Consider the following 18,785-nt stretch of genomic DNA (forward strand, 5'->3'; position numbering starts at 1 on the left):
GTTTTAGTTGCATTGTATGCTTAATGCGTTTATCCAATCTTCTATAAGTTCTATGCCTTCAACGTGTTTTAGAGTTCTGCCTAAAAGAGGCATTCTAATAGATTCTTCTGTTTCGTTTATTCTGTAAAAAAGCACAGAATTTCTGGTGTTTTGTGGTTCTACAATATGTGTTAATCCTACACCAAGGTCTGTGTCAGGAACCACACATATTCCTAAGTTTTCAGGATTGGTAGTAGCGTCAAAGTTAAACCGAACAGGTCTATAGGCACAATGCGATTCTTCAGAATGACAATGAGCACAATTAATGTCTAAATATGCTCTAGCTCTTTCGTTAAGAGAAAGCGATTGGTCTTGCCAATTAGGAAGCGTTTCTATATTTGAAGGATTTTCATTTAAATACCCAAAATCTACCCATTTTTGTAATTGGTTCATCGTTTGGGTTCCATAGTTTTTAGAAATGTTTAAGTTTCTAGGTTTTGGTCCAATAGGAATTGAGGTGTCTCCAGATTTGTGGCAAGTATGACATTGTGATTCACTAGGAATTCTATAGGCTACTTGTTTAGTTTCTGTTGTTTCGCTCCAAGTTACATCAACAACACTTCCGTCAAGATCAAAATAAGCTTCTGTTTGTGCGTCATTCCAAATATAATTTGCAAAAATCCAACCTTCAGCTTTGTGAATCATCAGTCTGGTTTCTATTAGTTTTGTTTCATTATTAGGAAGCACATTATTGTAATAGAAATTTTTAATTAAGATGGTACCAATAGGAAAATTAAGTATTTGGTGTTCGCCATTGTAGTTGGCTTTTACATTTTCAGGCATCCAAATAAAGCGTTTCTTTTTTGCGTAATCTGAAAAAAGTGTAGAACTTAAATCATAGGGAAGTACACCATAAACTGGGTTTAGGTTGTTTAGAGTGCCTTCAAAAAATTGGTATTCAGAAAGTGTGTTGTAAGGCACTTGTGTGATATCAAAAACAACAGGAGAAGTTTCTGTTGTTTCCATTGGCACATAGTTGTCATCTGCGTTACAAGAAATAAAAAGTATACACAGAAAAAAAGTATAGACAAAATAAAAAACCTTATTAGCCATATATAAAATTATAAGGCTAATAAGGTAATGATTTTTTATAAGATAACTGTAAAAATAATTATGTTACAGTAATTTATGTGTTAAAATATATTGAAATATTTAAACTAATTCGTTGTTTACTAAGTATTCTGCAATTTGCACAGCGTTGGTTGCAGCACCTTTTCTTAAATTATCTGCAACAATCCACATGTTTAATGTATTTGGCTGTGTTTCATCTCTTCTAATTCTTCCTACAAAAACTTCGTCTTTACCATTTGCTAAAATAGGCATTGGGTATTCGTTTTTTGCAGTATTATCTTGAACAATAACACCAGAGGTTTCGGTTAAAAGTTGTCTAACATCTTTTAAGTCAAAATCATTTTCAAACTCTACATTCACAGATTCAGAGTGACCACCAGCTGTAGGTATTCTTACAGCAGTTGCAGTAACAGAAAATGTTTTGTCATTAAATATTTTTTGAGGCTCTCTAGCAAGTTTCATTTCCTCTTTTGTGTATCCGTTTTCTTCAAAAACATCACAATGAGGTAAAGCATTTCTGCTAATTGGGTAAGGGTAGGCCATTTCGCCTTCTATTCCTTTTATTTCGTTTTCTAGTTGTTGTACCGCTTTAACTCCTGTACCAGAAACAGATTGGTAAGTAGAAATAACCACACGTTTCATTTTGTATTTTTCATGAAGCGGAGATAATGCTAAAACCAATTGTATAGTAGAACAATTAGGGTTTGCTATAATTTTATCTTCTTTAGTAAGTTCTTTTGCATTAATTTCTGGAACAACAAGTTTTTTGGTAGGATCCATTCTCCAAGCCGAAGAATTATCTATAACTACTGTTCCTACTTCTGCAAATTTAGGAGCCCATTCTAACGAGGTGCTTCCACCAGCAGAAAATATTGCAATATCTGGTTTCATGTCTACAGCAGTTTGTAAACCTACTACCTTAAATGTTTTGTTATTGAATTCAATTTCTTTACCTACAGATCTTTCTGAAGCAACAGGAATAAATTCTGTTACAGGAAAATTACGTTCTACAAGCACTTGTCTCATAACTTCGCCAACCATTCCAGTGGCACCAACTACAGCTACTTTCATTTTTTTATAAAATTTAGTCTACAAAATTATAGCATTTATAAATGCAAACCATTAATACATTACCTTTTTTTTGTTAAAAATAAAGCATAAAAAAAGCCTCATTTTAAATAAAATAAGGCTTTTTAGTTAATTGGTTGAATTTTATATAATTAAAGTGATTTATAGAATAAATTACTTTTTTAATAAATCTCTAATTTCTGCAAGTAATTCTTCTTGCGATGGTCCTTTAGGAGCTGCTGGAGCAGGAGCTGGAGGAGTTTTTGTTTTGTTGTATGCTTTTACAATCATGAATAAAACAAATCCAACAATAATTAAGTTGATGATTGAGTTTATCCATTTACCATACATGATAGCGTTTTCTGGTTTAGTTACTGCACCATCAGCTCCTACAGTTGCAGGAGAAAGCACGTATTTTAAATCAGCAAAATCTACACCACCTGCAAAATTACCAACAATTGGCATCATAATATCTGAAACAAAACCGTTAACTACCATTCCTACTGCTCCTGCAAGAATAACTGCTACGGCTAAATCTATGACATTCCCTGTCATAATAAAATCTTTAAATTCTTTTAACATGTTCTTTTGTTTTATTAGTTAATTGAAAAGCAAATTACTGAAAATTTTAACAAAAAGTAAGAATTTAATTATTGTAAACAAAATTTTTAACGATGAAACACCCTTTTTACACGTTGAGAAACACAAGTAAGCAGCTCGTAAGAAATCGAGTTTGCTGCATTTGCTAATTTTTCGGCAGTATGATCTTCTGCATCAAAAATAATTACTTCATCTCCTTCTTTACAATCTATGTTTGTAACATCTACCATAATCATATCCATACAAACATTACCAACAATAGGTGCTTTTTTATTATTTATAAAAACAAAACCAACAGCGTTGCCATATTGCCTACCAATACCATCTGCATGACCAATAGGTATGGTTGCTGTTTTTGTTGTTTGTGTTGCTATAAAGGCTCTATTGTAACCCAAAGATTCTCCTTTAGAAATGGTATGAATTTGTGAAATAATAGATTTTAATGTAGAAATAGGTTTAAAGTTTAGGTTTTCTTTTTCAGAATTACCAAAGCCATATAAGCCAATTCCGCTTCTAACCATATCAAAATGTGCTTCAGGATAATTTAATATTCCAGAGGTGTTACACATATGAAGTGTAGGTTGGTATCCTATTTTTTTAGTAAATATTTCAGCAATAGCTTTAAATTGATTTATCTGATTTAAGGAGAATTCCTTTTCATTTAAATCTTCACTAGCTGCTAAATGCGAAAATATAGAAGTAACTTTTATAGCAGTGTTATTTTTTAATAGCGTTATAACTTCATCTATTTCTTCAGCATTAAAACCTAACCTGTTTAAACCTGTGTTAAATTTTATGTGAATAGGATAATTTTGCTGCTTTTCTTTAGTAGCAATAGCTATAAATTCTTTTAATATTTTTAGACTATAAATACTCGGTTCTAAGCAACGCTCTATTAATGTTTTAAAATTTATAGGTAGAGGATGCAGTACTAGAATAGGTTTTGTAATTCCTGCATCTCTTAGTGCAATACCTTCATTAATATATGCAACAGCAAAATAGTCTACTTCTAAATCTTGTAGGTGTTTTGCTATTTCTGTAGCATCGCTACCATAAGCAAAGGCTTTCACAACCGCTAAAAACTTTGTTTTGGGTTGTAGTCTAGATTTAAGGTGTTTATAATTGTGTGTAAGCGCTTTTAAATCTATTTCAAGTGTTGTTTCTTGAGTACTAGACATTGGGTTTGTTTTGTTTAGAAGAAATATCTTCTGCACCTTCTACTTTCATAGCTCTTATTTTTTCACGCATAGTGGCTTTGTAATAAGCAGCACGACTTAAAGGTTCATACTCTTCGGTTTCACCAAGTAAAACAAGATTGTCATTCTGCGATTTTCTAAAACTATATTGCGCTAAATTACCTGTTCTTGTACAAACAGCATGTACTTTAGTAACGTATTCTGCCGTAGCCATTAGGTTTGGCATTGGACCAAAAGGATTTCCTTTAAAGTCCATATCTAGTCCTGCAACAATTACACGAATGCCTTTGTTGGCCAAATCGTTACAAACACGTACAATTTCATCATCAAAAAATTGTGCTTCGTCAATACCAACAACATCACAACCATCTGCTAAAATAGGAATATTGGCAGCTGCAGGAACAGGTGTTGATCGAATTTCATTAGCATCATGAGACACTACCATTTCTTCATCATAGCGTACATCTATTGCTGGTTTAAATATTTCTACTCTCTGCCTTGCAAATTGTGCACGTTTGAGCCTGCGAATTAATTCTTCTGTTTTACCAGAAAACATGGATCCGCAAATTACCTCAATCCACCCAAATTGTTCTTTATGATTTACTGTATTTTCAAGAAACATTTCGTAATTTTAACATGGAACTTTTTTAAACTTTTTTATTATCTTAAAAATCAAGTGTTTTGTGTCTAATTAAAGGCTTTTTAGGTTTACAGCGCTAAGCAGTGTAAAGAGAAAAAGACAAAAAACGATGCAAAAAGGTAATTTTTATCCAATAAAATTAGTTTCATTTAGTTCATTAAACAAAACCTTTTTATGTAATGTATAAAGGTGACGCAAATTTATTAAAAATCAAAAGTATAAATTAGATTAAATTTTAAAAGTTATGAAGAGGAAGCTAGAATCTGAGTTAATGAGCATTGCTCATAAAATTTTAAAGCTAAAAGGAAAAGAAGATATAAATAAAATGCATGCTGAGGTTGCTGCTCTTTATGAAAAACTTACCATCTTAAAATTTGCCCAAGAAAACTTTGATGAAAACTTACCTACCATTGGTAACGATTCTTCCTTTTTTGATATGCTAGATACTGCTTTTAATAATAAAGTGAGTGATAACATAGAAATTGAAGACAAGATTTATGTTAACATGGACGAAAATGAAAACGAAGCTATCATGGAGCATGCCACCGAAAAAATAAAAGATATTGTTGCTCAAATGCCTGAAGAAACACAGCATGTAGATGATTTTTTAGATACCATAATACCAAAACCTCAATACCATAAAAACGACTTAGAAGAAATTACTGCAGACTTTACAGAAATGCCTGTTTTTGAAAAAGTAACGAAAACAAATGAAAAAAAGTCGTTAAACGAAAAGCTTAAAAAAGGAGCTTTAAACATAGGGTTAAATGATAAAATAGCCTTTATTAAGAAGTTGTTTGATGGTAAAAATGAAGATTACGAACGTGTAATTTCACAAATAAATACGCTGGAGTCTTTTGCTGATGCGCAAAACTTTATTCAAAATATAGTAAAACCAGATTATGAAAACTGGGTAGATAAAGAAGAAATAGAAGTACGCTTTATGGAAATTATTGAAAGTAAATACCAATAAGAATTTAATAATTTAAGTACACCCAACCAATGCTTTGTTTAGGTAAATCTTTATGTTCTAAAACATAAAAGTAAGTACCAACAGGTAAGCGTTTTTCATCTTTGTGTAAAATACCAGTGTTTGGTCTACCATCCCAAGTATTTAGGTAATTATTGTTTTTATAAACTAGTGTGCCATATCTGTTATAGATTTGTAGCTTGGCATTAGGATAGTCTTCTATACATGTAATGGTAAAAACATCATTAGTGCCATCGTTGTTAGGAGAAAACCCTTGCGGAATTTCTAAACAAGTGTCTGTTGTATTTGTATTAGAGCCTGCTAAAACCGTAAGTATGGCATTGGCGTTTGAAGTGTCAATGTTATTTTGGTCACTAAAATTAATATTGCTATTGGTATAGGTACCAGCAGTATTTGAAGTTACTGGAATAGAAAAAGAGCAACTTGTTACGCCTTCAGGAAAAGTAAGATTGCTTACTTGAAAAGCGGTGTCTCCTATATCTCCAATAAAAATTGCAGTACAACCATTATCTGTTTCCCAATAGGCCTCACCAGCAATACTAATAGTTGTTGGTAAATTATCTGTAAAGCTAATATTAGTTTGTGCGGTATTTGATGGTAAATTAAAAACAGTAAATGTTAAGATGCTTTCTTCGCCTTCAAAAATTTCATCAGGATTAAATATTTTTTCAAGTGTTGGTGCTAATACTTGAACACTACTTATAGAAATATTAGTTTCTGGTGTTTGTTCTTCATTATTTATAGGACTTGGTATTGCTTCCGAAGTATTAACAAAAGCACCACCAAAACCAGGTGCTTCTACAGGAATAAATATTCTAACTGTTGAACCTGCTTCCATAGTAGGTATTATTCCTGAAATATGATTTTCAACAATAGAAAAAGAGTTTATACAGCTTGCTGTACCAGAAGTAACTGTACATGTTGGTGTGCCAACTATATTAAACACTGCATCTAATTCGTTTTCAAAAGCAACATCTATGGCACTAGAGCTCGTGTTGCTATTGGTTATGTCTACTATCCAATTAAAAGATTGGTTTGCGGTTACTGTAGGAAATTCAGGAAACGTTTGTACTACCAAATCTATACATCCTGCAAAATAGGTGGTAACACTTGCGTTATTGTTTTCTTGATTAAGATCTATAAATGGAGCTGATGCATTTGCTTGTACTGAATTAGTTGCAGGAATACTTGCTGTAGAACAAATAGGAAACCAGTTTACAGTAACATGAAAAGTTATAGCGCTTAAAGCAGGTAAAAGTCTGTTTTCTTCTGGTAAAATTTGCCAAAAAATGTCTGGATTATTTTCATTATCATCATAAATACCATCTAATTCTAAGCCAATATTGGTATTTTCAATGGTAAAACAACTTGCAGTTCCTGTAGTAGCAACACAGGTTACAGACTCTAAAGAAGCAGAAACAGTAGAAGAAAACCCTGTAGGCATATAGTCTATTAACTCAAAAGTAGTATCGTTTTCACTTAAATTAGAAACTGTAATGGCATAGGTAATGCTTCCCCAACTTGTAGTGTTATCAGGGGTTTCTCCTTCTGGTAAAGCAGGATTTATTTGTGTTTTGGTTACTTCAATATCTGAGGAATCACATTCCTCTGCTGCTGGTAGGGTTAAATAATCAAAATCGGTATTGTTAGAAAAATCACTATCTGTAATTTCATCAGATTCTATATTTATGGCAGTTCTTATAATACCATCTAGGCTACCAATAATGCAATCTGGTTCTAAAAAAACAATAACTGTTTTAACGGTTACTATTTCTCCTACAGGCATATTAAATAGGTTGCTAACCCAATATTGATCGGCATCTGCAAAAGATAAATCACTACAAGGTATTGTAGTCTCGTTTTGCTCACAAGTGATAGAGATAATATCCCAAAACGCATTGTTAGATTGGTTTCTAAAACTCACCAAAACATCTGCATCTAATGGTCCGTTATTACAAATGGTAGTTTCATAAGTAACCTCTTCATTCCATGCAATTTCTGCACCAACAGGTAAAGGGTCTATTTGTACTGTTTCTATACAAACATCTGTTTCTTGACATAGTTGTGCTTCTAATAAAGGAGTAGTTATACTATTAGCGTTATTAGAAGATACATTGTCATGTGCAAGTATAATTTCTCCAAAACTATTAACCTCTATGGTATCTGTAATTTCAGCACATTCAGGTTCTAAATATTGATACACCATTTCAAAAGTTAAAGAGCCACCAGCTGTATATACATGGCTTTCTTCAAAATTAAAAATGCTTACTGCATTACTAGAGTTTATTTCTATTGGTGTTGGTGTAACCGTTATGGCGTCTACACAATTAGTTCCTCCTGTGGCATTCATACAATTTATAGAGAGTAATTGCATAAAAGGTTTACCATAACTTTGTGGTGTGGCTAATGATAAATAGGTAGAGAAGCCATTTAAAGGATATGAAATGGTACTATGATTTGTAATGGTAAATTGATAGGTTACAGTGTCACTCCAAGCACTAATGGCTGTGCCTTCTGTAGGAGAAATTTGCGTTTGCGTAATTGTAAAATCTATGGGTTCATCGGTAACATCTATAGAAATTATAGAAGTATTATTGCTGGTATTGGTATCTGTAATAGTAGTTGGAGGAGCAACATTAACGTTAGTAGCAATACCACCAATACTTTCAGGAGCTTGAACAACCACTTTAACCTCAATACTAGAAGCTGCAGGTAAGCTTGCAATAGTACCAGTAATTACATTAAGATCTTGGCTAAAATCGGTAATAAGTGAAGTGCCACCAATAGGATTTTGGCTTATATAAGATACAATAGTGGCATCTATATTTATGGTTTGTGTAAAAGATACGTTAGAAACAGAGCTACCAGAATTACTAATCGTAACTAGGTATTGAAATTGCTCAAAAATATGTACTTGTGAAATATCATTTCCAGATAAATCTTGAGCTACAACAGAGACAGAAACATCTGTTGTTTGGCTATAACTAGTTATAAAATGAAAGAATAAAAATAAAAAAAAGGAAGTTTTAACTTTCATCGTTTGGTTTTCAATTAGTTCCCAAAATATAAAAAAGGTTGCGTACAATTACTATAAAAGATTGTAAATTTGAATAGAAATAAAAATGGAATGAAATTATACATTGTACCAACACCAATAGGAAACTTAAAAGATATCACCTTTAGAGCTATTGAAGTTTTAAAAGAAGCAGATTTAATTTTAGCTGAAGACACCAGAACCTCAGGAAAGCTTTTAAAACATTTTGAAATTGGTACACCAATGCAAAGCCACCACATGCATAATGAGCATAAAACGGTCGAAGCATTAATACAAAAGTTAAAAGCAGGAACTACTATTGCTTTAATTAGTGACGCAGGAACTCCTGCAATTTCAGATCCTGGTTTTTTACTAACCAGAGCTTGTGTAGAAAACGGTATTGAAGTAGATTGTTTACCAGGAGCAACCGCTTTTGTTCCAGCATTAGTAAATAGCGGATTGCCAAATGATAAGTTTGTTTTTGAAGGTTTTCTTCCTGTTAAAAAAGGGCGTCAAACCAGATTGTTACTTCTTGCCGAAGAAACAAGAACCATGATTTTTTATGAAAGTCCGCATAAACTTATAAAAACACTTGGCCATTTTTGCGAATATTTTGGAGAAGAAAGACAGGTGTCTGTTTCTAGAGAACTTACAAAACTATACGAAGAAACCGTTAGAGGAACAGCAAAAGAAGTGCTAGAACACTATAGTAACAAACCACCAAAAGGAGAAATTGTTATTGTAGTTGCAGGAAATACTAAAAAATAAATAGATTGTTTTTGTGTTATAAAGCGTTTAAAAAATATTAAAAATGGACATTGCTACTTTTAAAAATAAATTAAAAACAACACCTGAATCTATTGCGTTTTCTGAAACTATGGAGGTTATAGATCTGTATTATACATTCACACCAACAGCTTTTAAAAACGGTACTTTAGAAAATGCAGAAGGACAAAATTCTGGTTCTTGTAAACTGTTTGCATTTGCAATAGCCGAAGGTTTATCTAAAGCAGAAACTTTAGCTTGTTTTGGCGCATTTTATTTTGATGAGGTCTTAAAAGAACCTAATGGCGAAGGACATCAAAACATAAGAAACTTTATAAAAACCGATTTTGAAGGATTGCAGTTTAAAGGTTCGCCTTTAAGTAAGAAGTAGAAATGTTACTTTTATTACATGGAAGAGTTGCTATACAAAATACGTCAGTGTGCTATTTGCGAAGCACATTTACCTCTTGGTCCAAGACCAATAGTAACGGCAAATTCAAAATCTAAAATTGTAATTATTGGGCAAGCACCAGGAACGAGTGTACATAAAACGGGAATTCCGTGGAATGATCCTAGCGGAAGACAACTGCGTAAATGGTTAGGAGTAAGTGATGAAGTGTTTTATGATGAAACCAAATTTGCATTAATGCCAATGGGTTTTTGCTATCCAGGAAAAGGAAAAACAGGAGATTTACCACCAAGAAAAGAATGCGCACCACAATGGCATGAAGCTCTTTTACAAGAAATGCCAAACATAGAATTAGTGATATTAATTGGTCTGTACGCTCAAAAATACTATTTGCAACAAGACGCAAAAAATACACTAACCGAAACGGTTGCCAATTATAAAGCCTATTTACCTAAATATTTTCCTATTCCGCATCCTTCACCTAATAATAGATTCTGGAAAGGTAAAAATCCTTGGTTTGAGGAGGATGTTGTTCCGGAGTTAAGAAAAATAATAGAGAACTTAATTTGTGTTAGATGAGTGAAAAAACTATTGAAATAGCAAAGGGTAGAATACAGGAGGCAAAAACCAATAAGCTTAGGTTTCTTGATTTGAGTGGGTTGGGCTTAAATGAAATTCCGATAGATATTTCTGATATGACTTATTTATTGGATATAAACTTGAGCTATAATCAATTTCTAGTTTATCCCAATGTATTATCTAAATTATATAATCTTCAGCATTTAAACATTAGTCATAATAGTCTTACAGATATTGTGTTAGACGAAGGTAAATACTATTCATTTAAGTCTATTAACATCTCTTATAATTTACTTAATCATATACCAAGTGAATTTAATTACTTAAATAAAAATGTTGAAATAATCTTTGATAACAATCCGTTTTTGAAGGGGTTACCTCCGGAGTTTCAAGGTCAAGAAGATTTATCTTATATAAGTTTTTATCTTCAATCACTAACTCAAAGAGATAATATTAAAAAACTTTTTGAAACCAAGTTGTTATTGGTTGGAAAAGGAGAAGTGGGAAAAACCACTTTGATTAAAGTTTTAAAAAACATTAATTATGATGTTGAGATTGGAAAAGAAAACACAACTCATGGAATTGATGTAAATAGCTTTGAAATGGATGTGATTTTTCCTGCAAATAAATCATTTTATAATAGACATGAAGATTATGATAATTTAATTTTTCTTTCAGACCCCAAATATCATATGTTTCATGAAGAAGAAGATGTTAATTTTAATAGCGAAGAAGTATTGTATGAGACAATATCGGAAGAGTATGCTCATTTCCATTCTAATCATGAAGACTTTTTAGAATTAAGACTATCAAGCCAGCCACATTATATTAGATCTGATGCTTTTTTTAAAAAGCCTGTAAAAATTAATACTTGGGATTTTGGAGGCCAAGAAATTCTATATTCTACTCATCAATTTTTTTTAACACAAAGATCAGTTTATATTTTAGTTTGGGAACCGAGATCTGATACAGAAGAAGAAAATTTTGATTATTGGCTAAACACTATTCAAAGAACTAGTAATGGTAGTTCTGTCATAATCGTTATGAATAAGGCAGATGTTCGAATAAAAAATATTGATGAGAATAGTTACTTGAAAAAATTTGATAATATTTATGGGTTTATTAAGGTTTCATGCTTCACTAAAGACGGAATAACTGAACTAGTTAGTCAAATAAAGGATTGTATTTCTAAGTTACCTCACATTGGAGATAAGCTTCCAATTAGTTGGGATAATGTTCGAGTTAAACTTAAGGAGGTAAATAAAGATTATATTGATTATAGGGAGTTTAAATCAATTTGTAGTTTAAATGATTTAAAAAAAGACAATTATATCGTCAGTTATTTAAATGATTTAGGAGATATAATTTATTTCGATGACGATTATAGAGTAAGTAATTTGGTTATATTAAATCCAGATTGGCTAACAAATGCTATTTATGAATTAATACATTCTTTAAGTATCCAAAAAAACAATGGTTTGTTTAATTCAAAGGACTTAAAAGAGTGTTTAGATGCCTCAATTTACCCTGAAGATAAATATTATGAAATCTTATCGTTAATGGAAAGGTTTGAAATATGCTTCAAAGTTATTGGTTCAAATAATTTATATGTTATTCCAGCTTTACTTGAAGCAAGCATTGATAATGAAGAAATTAAAAAAAGCTTTTTGGTTCCCGAAGCATTAAAGTTTCAGATTTGTTATTCATATATGCCTTCAGGCTTGATTGAAAGATTAATTTGTAGAATGAATAATTATTTAGAAAAAGAATTGTTTTGGAAATTTGGAGCAGTATTTAATACAGAACAAAGTAGAGCACTTGTAGTTTTAAATACACTTTCAAAGACAATTGATGTTTCAGTAATTGGAGAGATTAAAGGGAGTTTGTATAATATTATTTCACATGAAATTCATCAAATTCATAGAGATTTAAAATTATTGCCTATTGATTTTCAGGAAAAAATAGCTTGCAATTGTAATGAATGTTCGGAAGGTGTAAAACCTTATATGTTTATTAAAGATGTTTTAAACAAATTTTTAAATAAAAACAGGAAAGAGATTGATTGTCAGTTTAGTACTGAAAAAGTTACTATAGAAAAGTTATTACTTGGCTATAAGTCAAGTAAAACCGAAAGACCTTTAATTAGAGATTTTGTGGAAGCTTTTTCAAGATTACAAGGACGTGCTAAAATGATAGAATCTTTTTCTGAGGATGAAAGAAATATATATTTTCAAGACTTATTAAGACCGTCACTTATATCTAGAGGTTTTTTCAGCAACGATCAAACGCAAAGAGGGAAATCTGAATCTGAAAGGAATCAAGGCGAACTAGATATTTTAATTGAGACTATAGGAGGAAATGCAATAACATTTTTTGAAGGATTTAACTTAAATTCCTTAAAAAAGAGTGTAATTGATATACATCTTAAAAAAACTTTGTTGAATTATGACTATAATGGATTAACGGAAAAATTTGTTGGTATTTATTGTGAAGCTTCTAATTTCGTTTCTCTAGCTGAGAAGTATTATAAATATTGTAATGAAATAGAAATAAATGATATTAAGCTTATTTCGACTACTGATTTATCAAGTACTTATGTTAAAGCATCTGAAATAAAAGTATACAGAACATCTTATGAAAGAAGTAAAACAAAACTAAATTTATATCACATTTTAGTTAATCTTAAGTTGTAAATTATAATTTGTTTTAGGTCATATGTTATAATAATTAATCCACAAAACAAAACTGCACTATCTCTAGCAAGGTTTACTAAAATTATTCGTGTATTTGTGCCTTCAAAAAGATATAATTACCCTTTCCAAAGTTTTAAATACTGATGTGCTTCTTCGGGATTTTTTTGAAAATCTATGCGCCTTTTTTCTTCTCCATTTTCATCTAATTCAATAATAACAGGAGTGTTGTTATTTTCATACATCCTTAAATGCTTTTTCACTGTGCCATCTTGGTTATAAAACTTCATGGTTTTATTATCATCGTAGGTAGATGATGTGTATTCTGAAAATATCTTACCTTCAAGAATATTTTGTCTGATTCTTAATCCGTCTTTTATAAACATTTGAGATATCATGTTTCCTACGTTATTATAAAATACAGACTCATAAATTTTTTCATCTTTAATTTTAGACAACTTCTTAATTTGTCCGCCTTCATAAAACTCTTTTATTTCTCCAACTTGTTTATTATTTTGATAGTGCACAATTTTCAATAATTCACCTGAGGGATAAAAAAGCTGCTCTTCACCATGCATTTTTCCATTTCTATATTGGGTGTTTGAGCTCATTTTTCCGTTGGGATGGTAGGTAATATAACTACCATTTAAAATTCCTTTTTTTAATTCAAATTCTTCCCATTTAATAAGGTCTTTTCCAACAACATAATAACCATCCATTACCTGGTTGTCTTTAATAAAAACCTGTAAACCATCAATATATCTAGAAGAATAACTCCCTCTGTCTATAAGTGTTAGTGTATCTGATTTTTCTTTTTTATTACAAGAGACAAAAATAAAAACAAAAAAAAGGATGTAAAACGTTCTGTTTTTAAACATGTTTTCCAACTTCAAATCCGTGTTTTCCTAAAAATTGATTTCCGCTTTCAATAGCATCTTCTTCTAAGGTGGTTGCCATACTATCGTTCCAACGGTTTAAATAACCAAACAAAGAAATAACACCCAACATTTCTACAATTTCACCTTCATTCCAATGCTCGTGTAAACGTTTTTGTATTGTTGCATCTACAGCATTTGGTACTTGGCTAGCAGCTAAGCTAAAATCTAAAGCCGCACGTTCTGCTTCGTTAAATGCAGGATGTGTTCTGTACTCCCAAATATTATCTAATTGTTCTTGTTCAGCACCATAGCGTTCGGCAGCACGTATAGCATGTGCTTGGCAATATCTACAGCCTGTAGCATTACTAGAAACCCAAGCAATCATGCGTTTTAAAGCTGAGGTTACTCTTCCTTCATTAGCCATCACAGCTTTGTTTAAATTTATAAAAGCTTTGCTTATTGCAGGTCTGCGTTGCATGGTTAATACAGAGTTTGGACAAAACCCAAGGGTTTCATTAAAAAATTCTGCAAGCTCTTTGGTTTCTAAATCATGGTCTGCAGATAATGGTGTAACTAATGGCATAATATTTTATTTAGTAGTATTTTTGAATCAACAATAAACAGCTTCTTTTACAATCTAACCTGGTTAGAATAAATAGATAAATGTGCATTGTATCTTAATTTATTAATAACAATCTTACACAAGAAACAAAAAATATTATAATATGTCTGATAAAATTACTACCAACTGGAAAGGAAATATGGTTTTTGAATCTGATAACCCAAGATGGGATTCTATCATGATGGATGCTTCTGAAGAATTTGGAGGTACAAACTCAGGAATGGCTCCTAAAGCAATGATGTTATCTTCATTAGCAGGATGTTCTGGTTTAGATGTGGTTTCCGTTTTAGAAAAAATGAAAGCTTCTGTAGAAGGTTTTTATATGACTGTTGAAGGAGAACTTACCGATGAACACCCTAAATATTACCACACTGTAACTGTAGAATACCATTTTACAGGTAAAGATTTAAACGAATCAAAAATTAAGAAAGCAGTAGACTTGTCTGTAGAAAAATACTGTGGTGTTATGGAGATGTTTCGCAAGTTTGCTACAGTTAAAACGTCTATTCACTACCATAATAAATAATATTTTCACTTTAACAGAATTAGATATTCTTCTCTTGTTTAAAGAATACAAAAACGATTAAGCAACTAAAATGCGTTGGACACTTAAACCAAAACCAGACACAAAAAAACTAGAAGCTTTAAAAGAAGCCCTTCAAGTAGATGATGTGGTAGCTACACTATTACTTCAAAGAGGAATAGAAACTTTTGAAGAAGCAAAAACGTTTTTTAGACCTAGTTTAAGTGATTTGCACGATCCGTTCTTGATGCAAGATATGGATAAAGCTGTAGCTAGAATTGAGGCTGCATTTCAACAAAACGAAAACATATTGGTTTTTGGTGATTATGATGTAGATGGTACTTCTTCTGTAGCTTTAATGTCTTCGTATTTAAAAACAAGAACCGAGAATGTAGCCACTTACATTCCCGATCGTTATGAAGAAGGTTATGGTGTGTCTTACCAAGGAATAGATTTTGCACAGGACAATGATTTTACGCTAATTATAGCTTTAGATTGTGGTGTAAAAGCTATTGATAAAGTTGCCTATGCAAAAGAAAAAGGTGTAGATTTTATAATTTGTGATCACCACAGACCAGGAAAAAATTTACCCGAAGCTGTTGCTGTTCTAGACCCAAAAAGAGAAGATTGTACCTATCCCTTTAACGAACTTTGTGGTTGTGGTGTTGGTTTTAAACTTATTCAAGCCTTAGCCTCTAAAGAAAATAAAACCATTGCAGATTTAACAGAATACTTAGATTTAGTAGCCACTGCAATTGGTGCAGATATTGTACCTATTACTGGAGAAAACAGAGTGCTTGCCTATTTTGGTATGCAAGTAATAAACAGTAATCCTAGACCAGGAATTCAAGCCATTATTAATCAGGTTAAAAAAACAGAACTTACCATTACAGATGTTGTTTTTACCGTTGCACCAAGAATAAATGCAGCAGGAAGAATGAAACATGGTAACTATGCTGTAACCTTATTAACCGAAATGGATTTTTCTTTAGCCGAAAAATATGCGGCCGAAATAGAAGCTTTTAATACAGATAGAAGAGAAGCAGATAGGCGTATTACCGAAGAAGCTTTGCAGCAAATTGAAGATTTAAAGGAGCAGGAAGGCTTTACAACTGTGGTGTATCAAGAAGATTGGCATAAAGGGGTTATTGGTATTGTAGCATCTAGACTTATAGAAACCTATTACAGACCAACTTTAGTGTTTACTAAAAGTGGCGATAAGCTTGCGGCTTCTGCACGTTCTGTTTCTGGTTTTGATGTGTATAATGCCTTAGAGGCTTGCGCAGAACATATTGAGCAGTTTGGTGGTCATAAATATGCTGCAGGTTTAACCTTAAAAGAAGAAAACTACGAAGCTTTTAAACAAGCTTTTGAAGATGCTGTTTCTAAAACGATACCTAAGAATTTATTAACTCCAGAAATTAAAATAGATCAACAGATTAGTTTGCACGAAGTAGATAGTAAATTAATGCGCATTATACGTCAGTTTGGGCCTTTTGGTCCAGGAAATATGACACCTGTTTTTATGACCGAAGATTTACAAGATACAGGTTACGGAAAATGTGTTGGTGAAGATGATAAGCATTTACGAATTACAGTAACACAGCCACAAGCAAACACAATAGTGTGTATTGGTTTTGGGTTAGGAGATAAACTAAATCTGGTTACAGAAAGAAAATTATTTAAAGCCGTGTATTCTGTAGATGAAAATCATTGGCAAGGAAATGTGTCTTTACAATTAAAGTTGAGAGACATTAAAGCATAATTTTATGGCAAAAAAAGATCCGTACGCAGCACTTCGGTATAAAGAATTTAATACGTTTTTGTTATTGCGTTTTGCACTTGTTTTTGGCTGGTCTATGCAATTTATTGTAATAGAGTGGCAGGTGTATAGTATTACCAAAGATCCCTTATCACTAGGAGTTATTGGTTTAATGGAAATTATTCCAGCATTATCTATGGCACTATTTGCAGGACATATTGTAGACCAACGAGAAAAACGAAACCTATTAGCTACCTGTATTGCCTTATTTTCTTTAATAAGTTTAGGTTTGTTTTTACTTACTTGGCCTAGAATTGTGCAAGATTGGACAACAAAAAGCATTTTATATTCTATCTACGCCTTGGTGTTTTTTGGTGGTTTTTTACGCTCCTTTTTTGGTCCTACTATCTTTTCATTAATTGCTTTAATTGTTCCTAAAAAGGTGTACCCAAACGCAGCAACTTGGAGTAGTTCTACATGGCAAATGGCAAGTGTTTTAGGTCCTGCAACTGCAGGAATATTAATAAGTGCTATTGGTGTGCATTGGTCTTTATGTGTTGTTTTTGGCTTGGTAATGCTGTCTTTAATTGTGTTGTTTCAAATAAAAAAGAAACCCATTTTAAACCCTAAAATAGGAGAGCCTGTTATGCAAAGTTTAAAAGAAGGTTTGCACTTTGTGTTTAAAACAAAAGCAATTCTTGGAGCGCTAACCCTAGATATGGTAGCTGTGCTTTTTGGAGGAGCTATTGCGCTTTTACCTGTTTTTGCACAAGATATTTTAAAAGTAGGTAGTGAAGGTTTTGGTGTATTAAGAGCAGCTCCTGCTGTTGGTGCTTTTTTAACCATGTTAGTCACTGCATATATACCTATTAGTAAAAATGCAGGAATGAAATTACTTGCAGCAATCTTTGGTTTTGGTGTGTGTATTATTGTTTTTGGCCTTTCTTCTATTTTCTGGGTAAGTGTTGTTGCATTGTTTTTTAGTGGTGTTACAGATGGTGTGTCTATGGTAATACGTCAAACCATTTTACAAATTAAAACACCAGATAATATGCGTGGTCGTGTGTCTTCGGTAAACTCGATGTTTGTTGGTTCTAGTAATGAACTTGGTGCTTTTGAAAGTGGTGTAACTGCAAAATTAATGGGTACAGTAACTGCTGTTGTTTTTGGCGGAACCATGACATTAATTACAGTATTAACTACAGGAATTGTCTCACCAACCTTTAGAAAATTAGATTTAACAAAGGATTTAGAAGCTCATGAAAATGCAGGATAGTTTTATAAATTAAGAATATACCTTTGTAGAATGATACATAAAGTGAATAGAGTAGTTAAAATTGCTTCAGAAAAAGAAATTGTAATATCTTCAATAAAAGTAGCGCTAGTTGTTGGTGTAATTTTAAATTCGATAAACCAAGGAGAAAAACTAATCGCTTTAGATTTTAAGCATTTAAACTTTTTAAAACTGATTATTACTTTTTCAGTGCCTTATATGGTTTCTACCTATGCTTCCGTAAAAGTAAAACTACAGAAACAGAAAGTGTAGCACTTTTGTAGATGTAGCATCAAAAATGGTATACGTGTATAAGCAAGCCAATCTAGAGGATAAAGCGCTTATTTTTTATATTTTTTTGAGTTTGACTGTATCAATAAATACGGAACACCTATTCCTAAAGCAATATAAAAGAATATGTTTTGTAAACTCGCATTTAAAAACCATTTAGAAGCCAAATAACCCATTAGTATTAATAAAGCCATACCAAACATTACATTTCTAAAAAGGGTTGCTATAGCTTCAATATTATACTTTTCTTTTTCTTCTTTACTCATGGTGTTGTATCCTGCTATTAAGAAATAGCATTTACCATATTTTATTAAAGCACCTAACAGAATAAAAATAAAAGCAGTTACAAGCATA

18 protein-coding genes are annotated in these 18,785 nt (G+C 31.9%); 9 read left to right on the plus strand and 9 right to left on the minus strand.

Annotated features, from left to right (window positions below):
- Positions 1–3 precede the first annotated feature (3 nt).
- From ACFSSB_RS11665 to ACFSSB_RS11685, 5 genes are all read right to left on the minus strand, one after another.
- Positions 4–1,005, minus strand: coding sequence for a hypothetical protein (locus ACFSSB_RS11665; protein ID WP_379904407.1), 1,002 nt, complete (start codon positions 1,003–1,005; stop codon positions 4–6).
- A gap of 186 nt (positions 1,006–1,191) precedes the next feature.
- Positions 1,192–2,181 carry an aspartate-semialdehyde dehydrogenase gene (locus tag ACFSSB_RS11670; protein ID WP_379904409.1) on the minus strand — a complete coding sequence of 330 codons (990 nt, stop codon included), beginning with the start codon at positions 2,179–2,181 and terminating at the stop codon, positions 1,192–1,194.
- A 171-nt stretch (positions 2,182–2,352) separates the two neighbouring features.
- Positions 2,353–2,760, minus strand: coding sequence for a large conductance mechanosensitive channel protein MscL (mscL, locus tag ACFSSB_RS11675; RefSeq protein ID WP_215965586.1), 408 nt, complete (start codon positions 2,758–2,760; stop codon positions 2,353–2,355).
- Positions 2,761–2,846: 86 nt separating this feature from the next.
- Positions 2,847–3,956: an alanine racemase gene (gene alr, locus ACFSSB_RS11680; protein ID WP_379904412.1), complete on the minus strand. Its 1,110-nt coding sequence runs from the start codon at positions 3,954–3,956 to the stop codon at positions 2,847–2,849.
- Positions 3,949–4,596 (minus strand): thymidine kinase, encoded by a 648-nt coding sequence (locus ACFSSB_RS11685; RefSeq protein WP_379904414.1) that lies wholly within the window; start codon positions 4,594–4,596, stop codon positions 3,949–3,951. Before ACFSSB_RS11685 ends, alr begins: the two co-directional genes overlap by 8 nt.
- A 262-nt stretch (positions 4,597–4,858) precedes the next feature.
- On the opposite strand from ACFSSB_RS11685, the gene ACFSSB_RS11690 reads away from it, so the two are divergent.
- On the plus strand, positions 4,859–5,587 hold the full coding sequence (locus ACFSSB_RS11690) for a hypothetical protein (RefSeq protein WP_379904416.1): 729 nt from the start codon (positions 4,859–4,861) through the stop codon (positions 5,585–5,587).
- Positions 5,588–5,591: 4 nt separating this feature from the next.
- On the opposite strand, the gene ACFSSB_RS11695 is transcribed toward ACFSSB_RS11690, so the two are convergent.
- Positions 5,592–8,642 carry a gliding motility-associated C-terminal domain-containing protein gene (locus ACFSSB_RS11695; protein WP_379904418.1) on the minus strand — a complete coding sequence of 1,017 codons (3,051 nt, stop codon included), beginning with the start codon at positions 8,640–8,642 and terminating at the stop codon, positions 5,592–5,594.
- 90 nt (positions 8,643–8,732) lie between these two features.
- On the opposite strand from ACFSSB_RS11695, the gene rsmI reads away from it, so the two are divergent.
- The 4 genes from rsmI to ACFSSB_RS11715 are packed head-to-tail and all read left to right on the plus strand — an operon-like array spanning position 8,733 to position 13,085.
- Positions 8,733–9,407, plus strand: coding sequence for a 16S rRNA (cytidine(1402)-2'-O)-methyltransferase (gene rsmI, locus ACFSSB_RS11700; protein WP_379904420.1), 675 nt, complete (start codon positions 8,733–8,735; stop codon positions 9,405–9,407).
- 43 nt (positions 9,408–9,450) lie between these two features.
- The gene (locus tag ACFSSB_RS11705) at positions 9,451–9,795 is read left to right on the plus strand and encodes a HopJ type III effector protein (protein ID WP_379904422.1); all 345 of its coding nucleotides are present in this window, start codon (positions 9,451–9,453) and stop codon (positions 9,793–9,795) included.
- A gap of 18 nt (positions 9,796–9,813) precedes the next feature.
- The gene (locus tag ACFSSB_RS11710) at positions 9,814–10,392 is read left to right on the plus strand and encodes a uracil-DNA glycosylase family protein (RefSeq protein WP_379904424.1); all 579 of its coding nucleotides are present in this window, start codon (positions 9,814–9,816) and stop codon (positions 10,390–10,392) included.
- Positions 10,389–13,085, plus strand: a complete 2,697-nt coding sequence (locus tag ACFSSB_RS11715; protein WP_379904426.1) for a COR domain-containing protein — start codon at positions 10,389–10,391, stop codon at positions 13,083–13,085. Before ACFSSB_RS11710 ends, ACFSSB_RS11715 begins: the two co-directional genes overlap by 4 nt.
- A 116-nt stretch (positions 13,086–13,201) precedes the next feature.
- On the opposite strand, the gene ACFSSB_RS11720 is transcribed toward ACFSSB_RS11715, so the two are convergent.
- Together ACFSSB_RS11720 and ACFSSB_RS11725 are read right to left on the minus strand one after the other, a co-directional pair.
- Positions 13,202–13,960: a toxin-antitoxin system YwqK family antitoxin gene (locus ACFSSB_RS11720; RefSeq protein ID WP_379904428.1), complete on the minus strand. Its 759-nt coding sequence runs from the start codon at positions 13,958–13,960 to the stop codon at positions 13,202–13,204.
- On the minus strand, positions 13,953–14,543 hold the full coding sequence (locus ACFSSB_RS11725; RefSeq protein ID WP_379904430.1) for a carboxymuconolactone decarboxylase family protein: 591 nt from the start codon (positions 14,541–14,543) through the stop codon (positions 13,953–13,955). The genes ACFSSB_RS11720 and ACFSSB_RS11725 overlap by 8 nt, the downstream gene beginning before the upstream one ends.
- Positions 14,544–14,685: 142 nt before the next feature.
- On the opposite strand from ACFSSB_RS11725, the gene ACFSSB_RS11730 reads away from it, so the two are divergent.
- The 4 genes from ACFSSB_RS11730 to nrtS all read left to right on the plus strand — a co-directional run bounded on the left by ACFSSB_RS11730 (position 14,686) and on the right by nrtS (position 18,413).
- Positions 14,686–15,108, plus strand: a complete 423-nt coding sequence (locus tag ACFSSB_RS11730; protein ID WP_379904432.1) for an OsmC family protein — start codon at positions 14,686–14,688, stop codon at positions 15,106–15,108.
- Positions 15,109–15,178: 70 nt separating this feature from the next.
- On the plus strand, positions 15,179–16,870 hold the full coding sequence (gene recJ / locus ACFSSB_RS11735; protein ID WP_379904434.1) for a single-stranded-DNA-specific exonuclease RecJ: 1,692 nt from the start codon (positions 15,179–15,181) through the stop codon (positions 16,868–16,870).
- A 4-nt stretch (positions 16,871–16,874) separates the two neighbouring features.
- The gene (locus tag ACFSSB_RS11740) at positions 16,875–18,143 is read left to right on the plus strand and encodes an MFS transporter (RefSeq protein ID WP_379904436.1); all 1,269 of its coding nucleotides are present in this window, start codon (positions 16,875–16,877) and stop codon (positions 18,141–18,143) included.
- A 30-nt stretch (positions 18,144–18,173) separates the two neighbouring features.
- Positions 18,174–18,413, plus strand: coding sequence for a nitrate/nitrite transporter NrtS (nrtS, locus tag ACFSSB_RS11745; RefSeq protein WP_379904438.1), 240 nt, complete (start codon positions 18,174–18,176; stop codon positions 18,411–18,413).
- Between the two features lie 68 nt (positions 18,414–18,481).
- Here the strand turns inward: nrtS and ACFSSB_RS11750 are convergent, their stop codons facing one another.
- Positions 18,482–18,784: a DUF3784 domain-containing protein gene (locus tag ACFSSB_RS11750; protein ID WP_379904440.1), complete on the minus strand. Its 303-nt coding sequence runs from the start codon at positions 18,782–18,784 to the stop codon at positions 18,482–18,484.
- Between the last annotated feature and the right edge of the window lies 1 nt (position 18,785).

Origin of the sequence: Lacinutrix gracilariae, from assembly GCF_042684485.1 — a bacterium.
GTDB classification, from domain to species: Bacteria; Bacteroidota; Bacteroidia; order Flavobacteriales; family Flavobacteriaceae; genus Oceanihabitans; species Oceanihabitans gracilariae.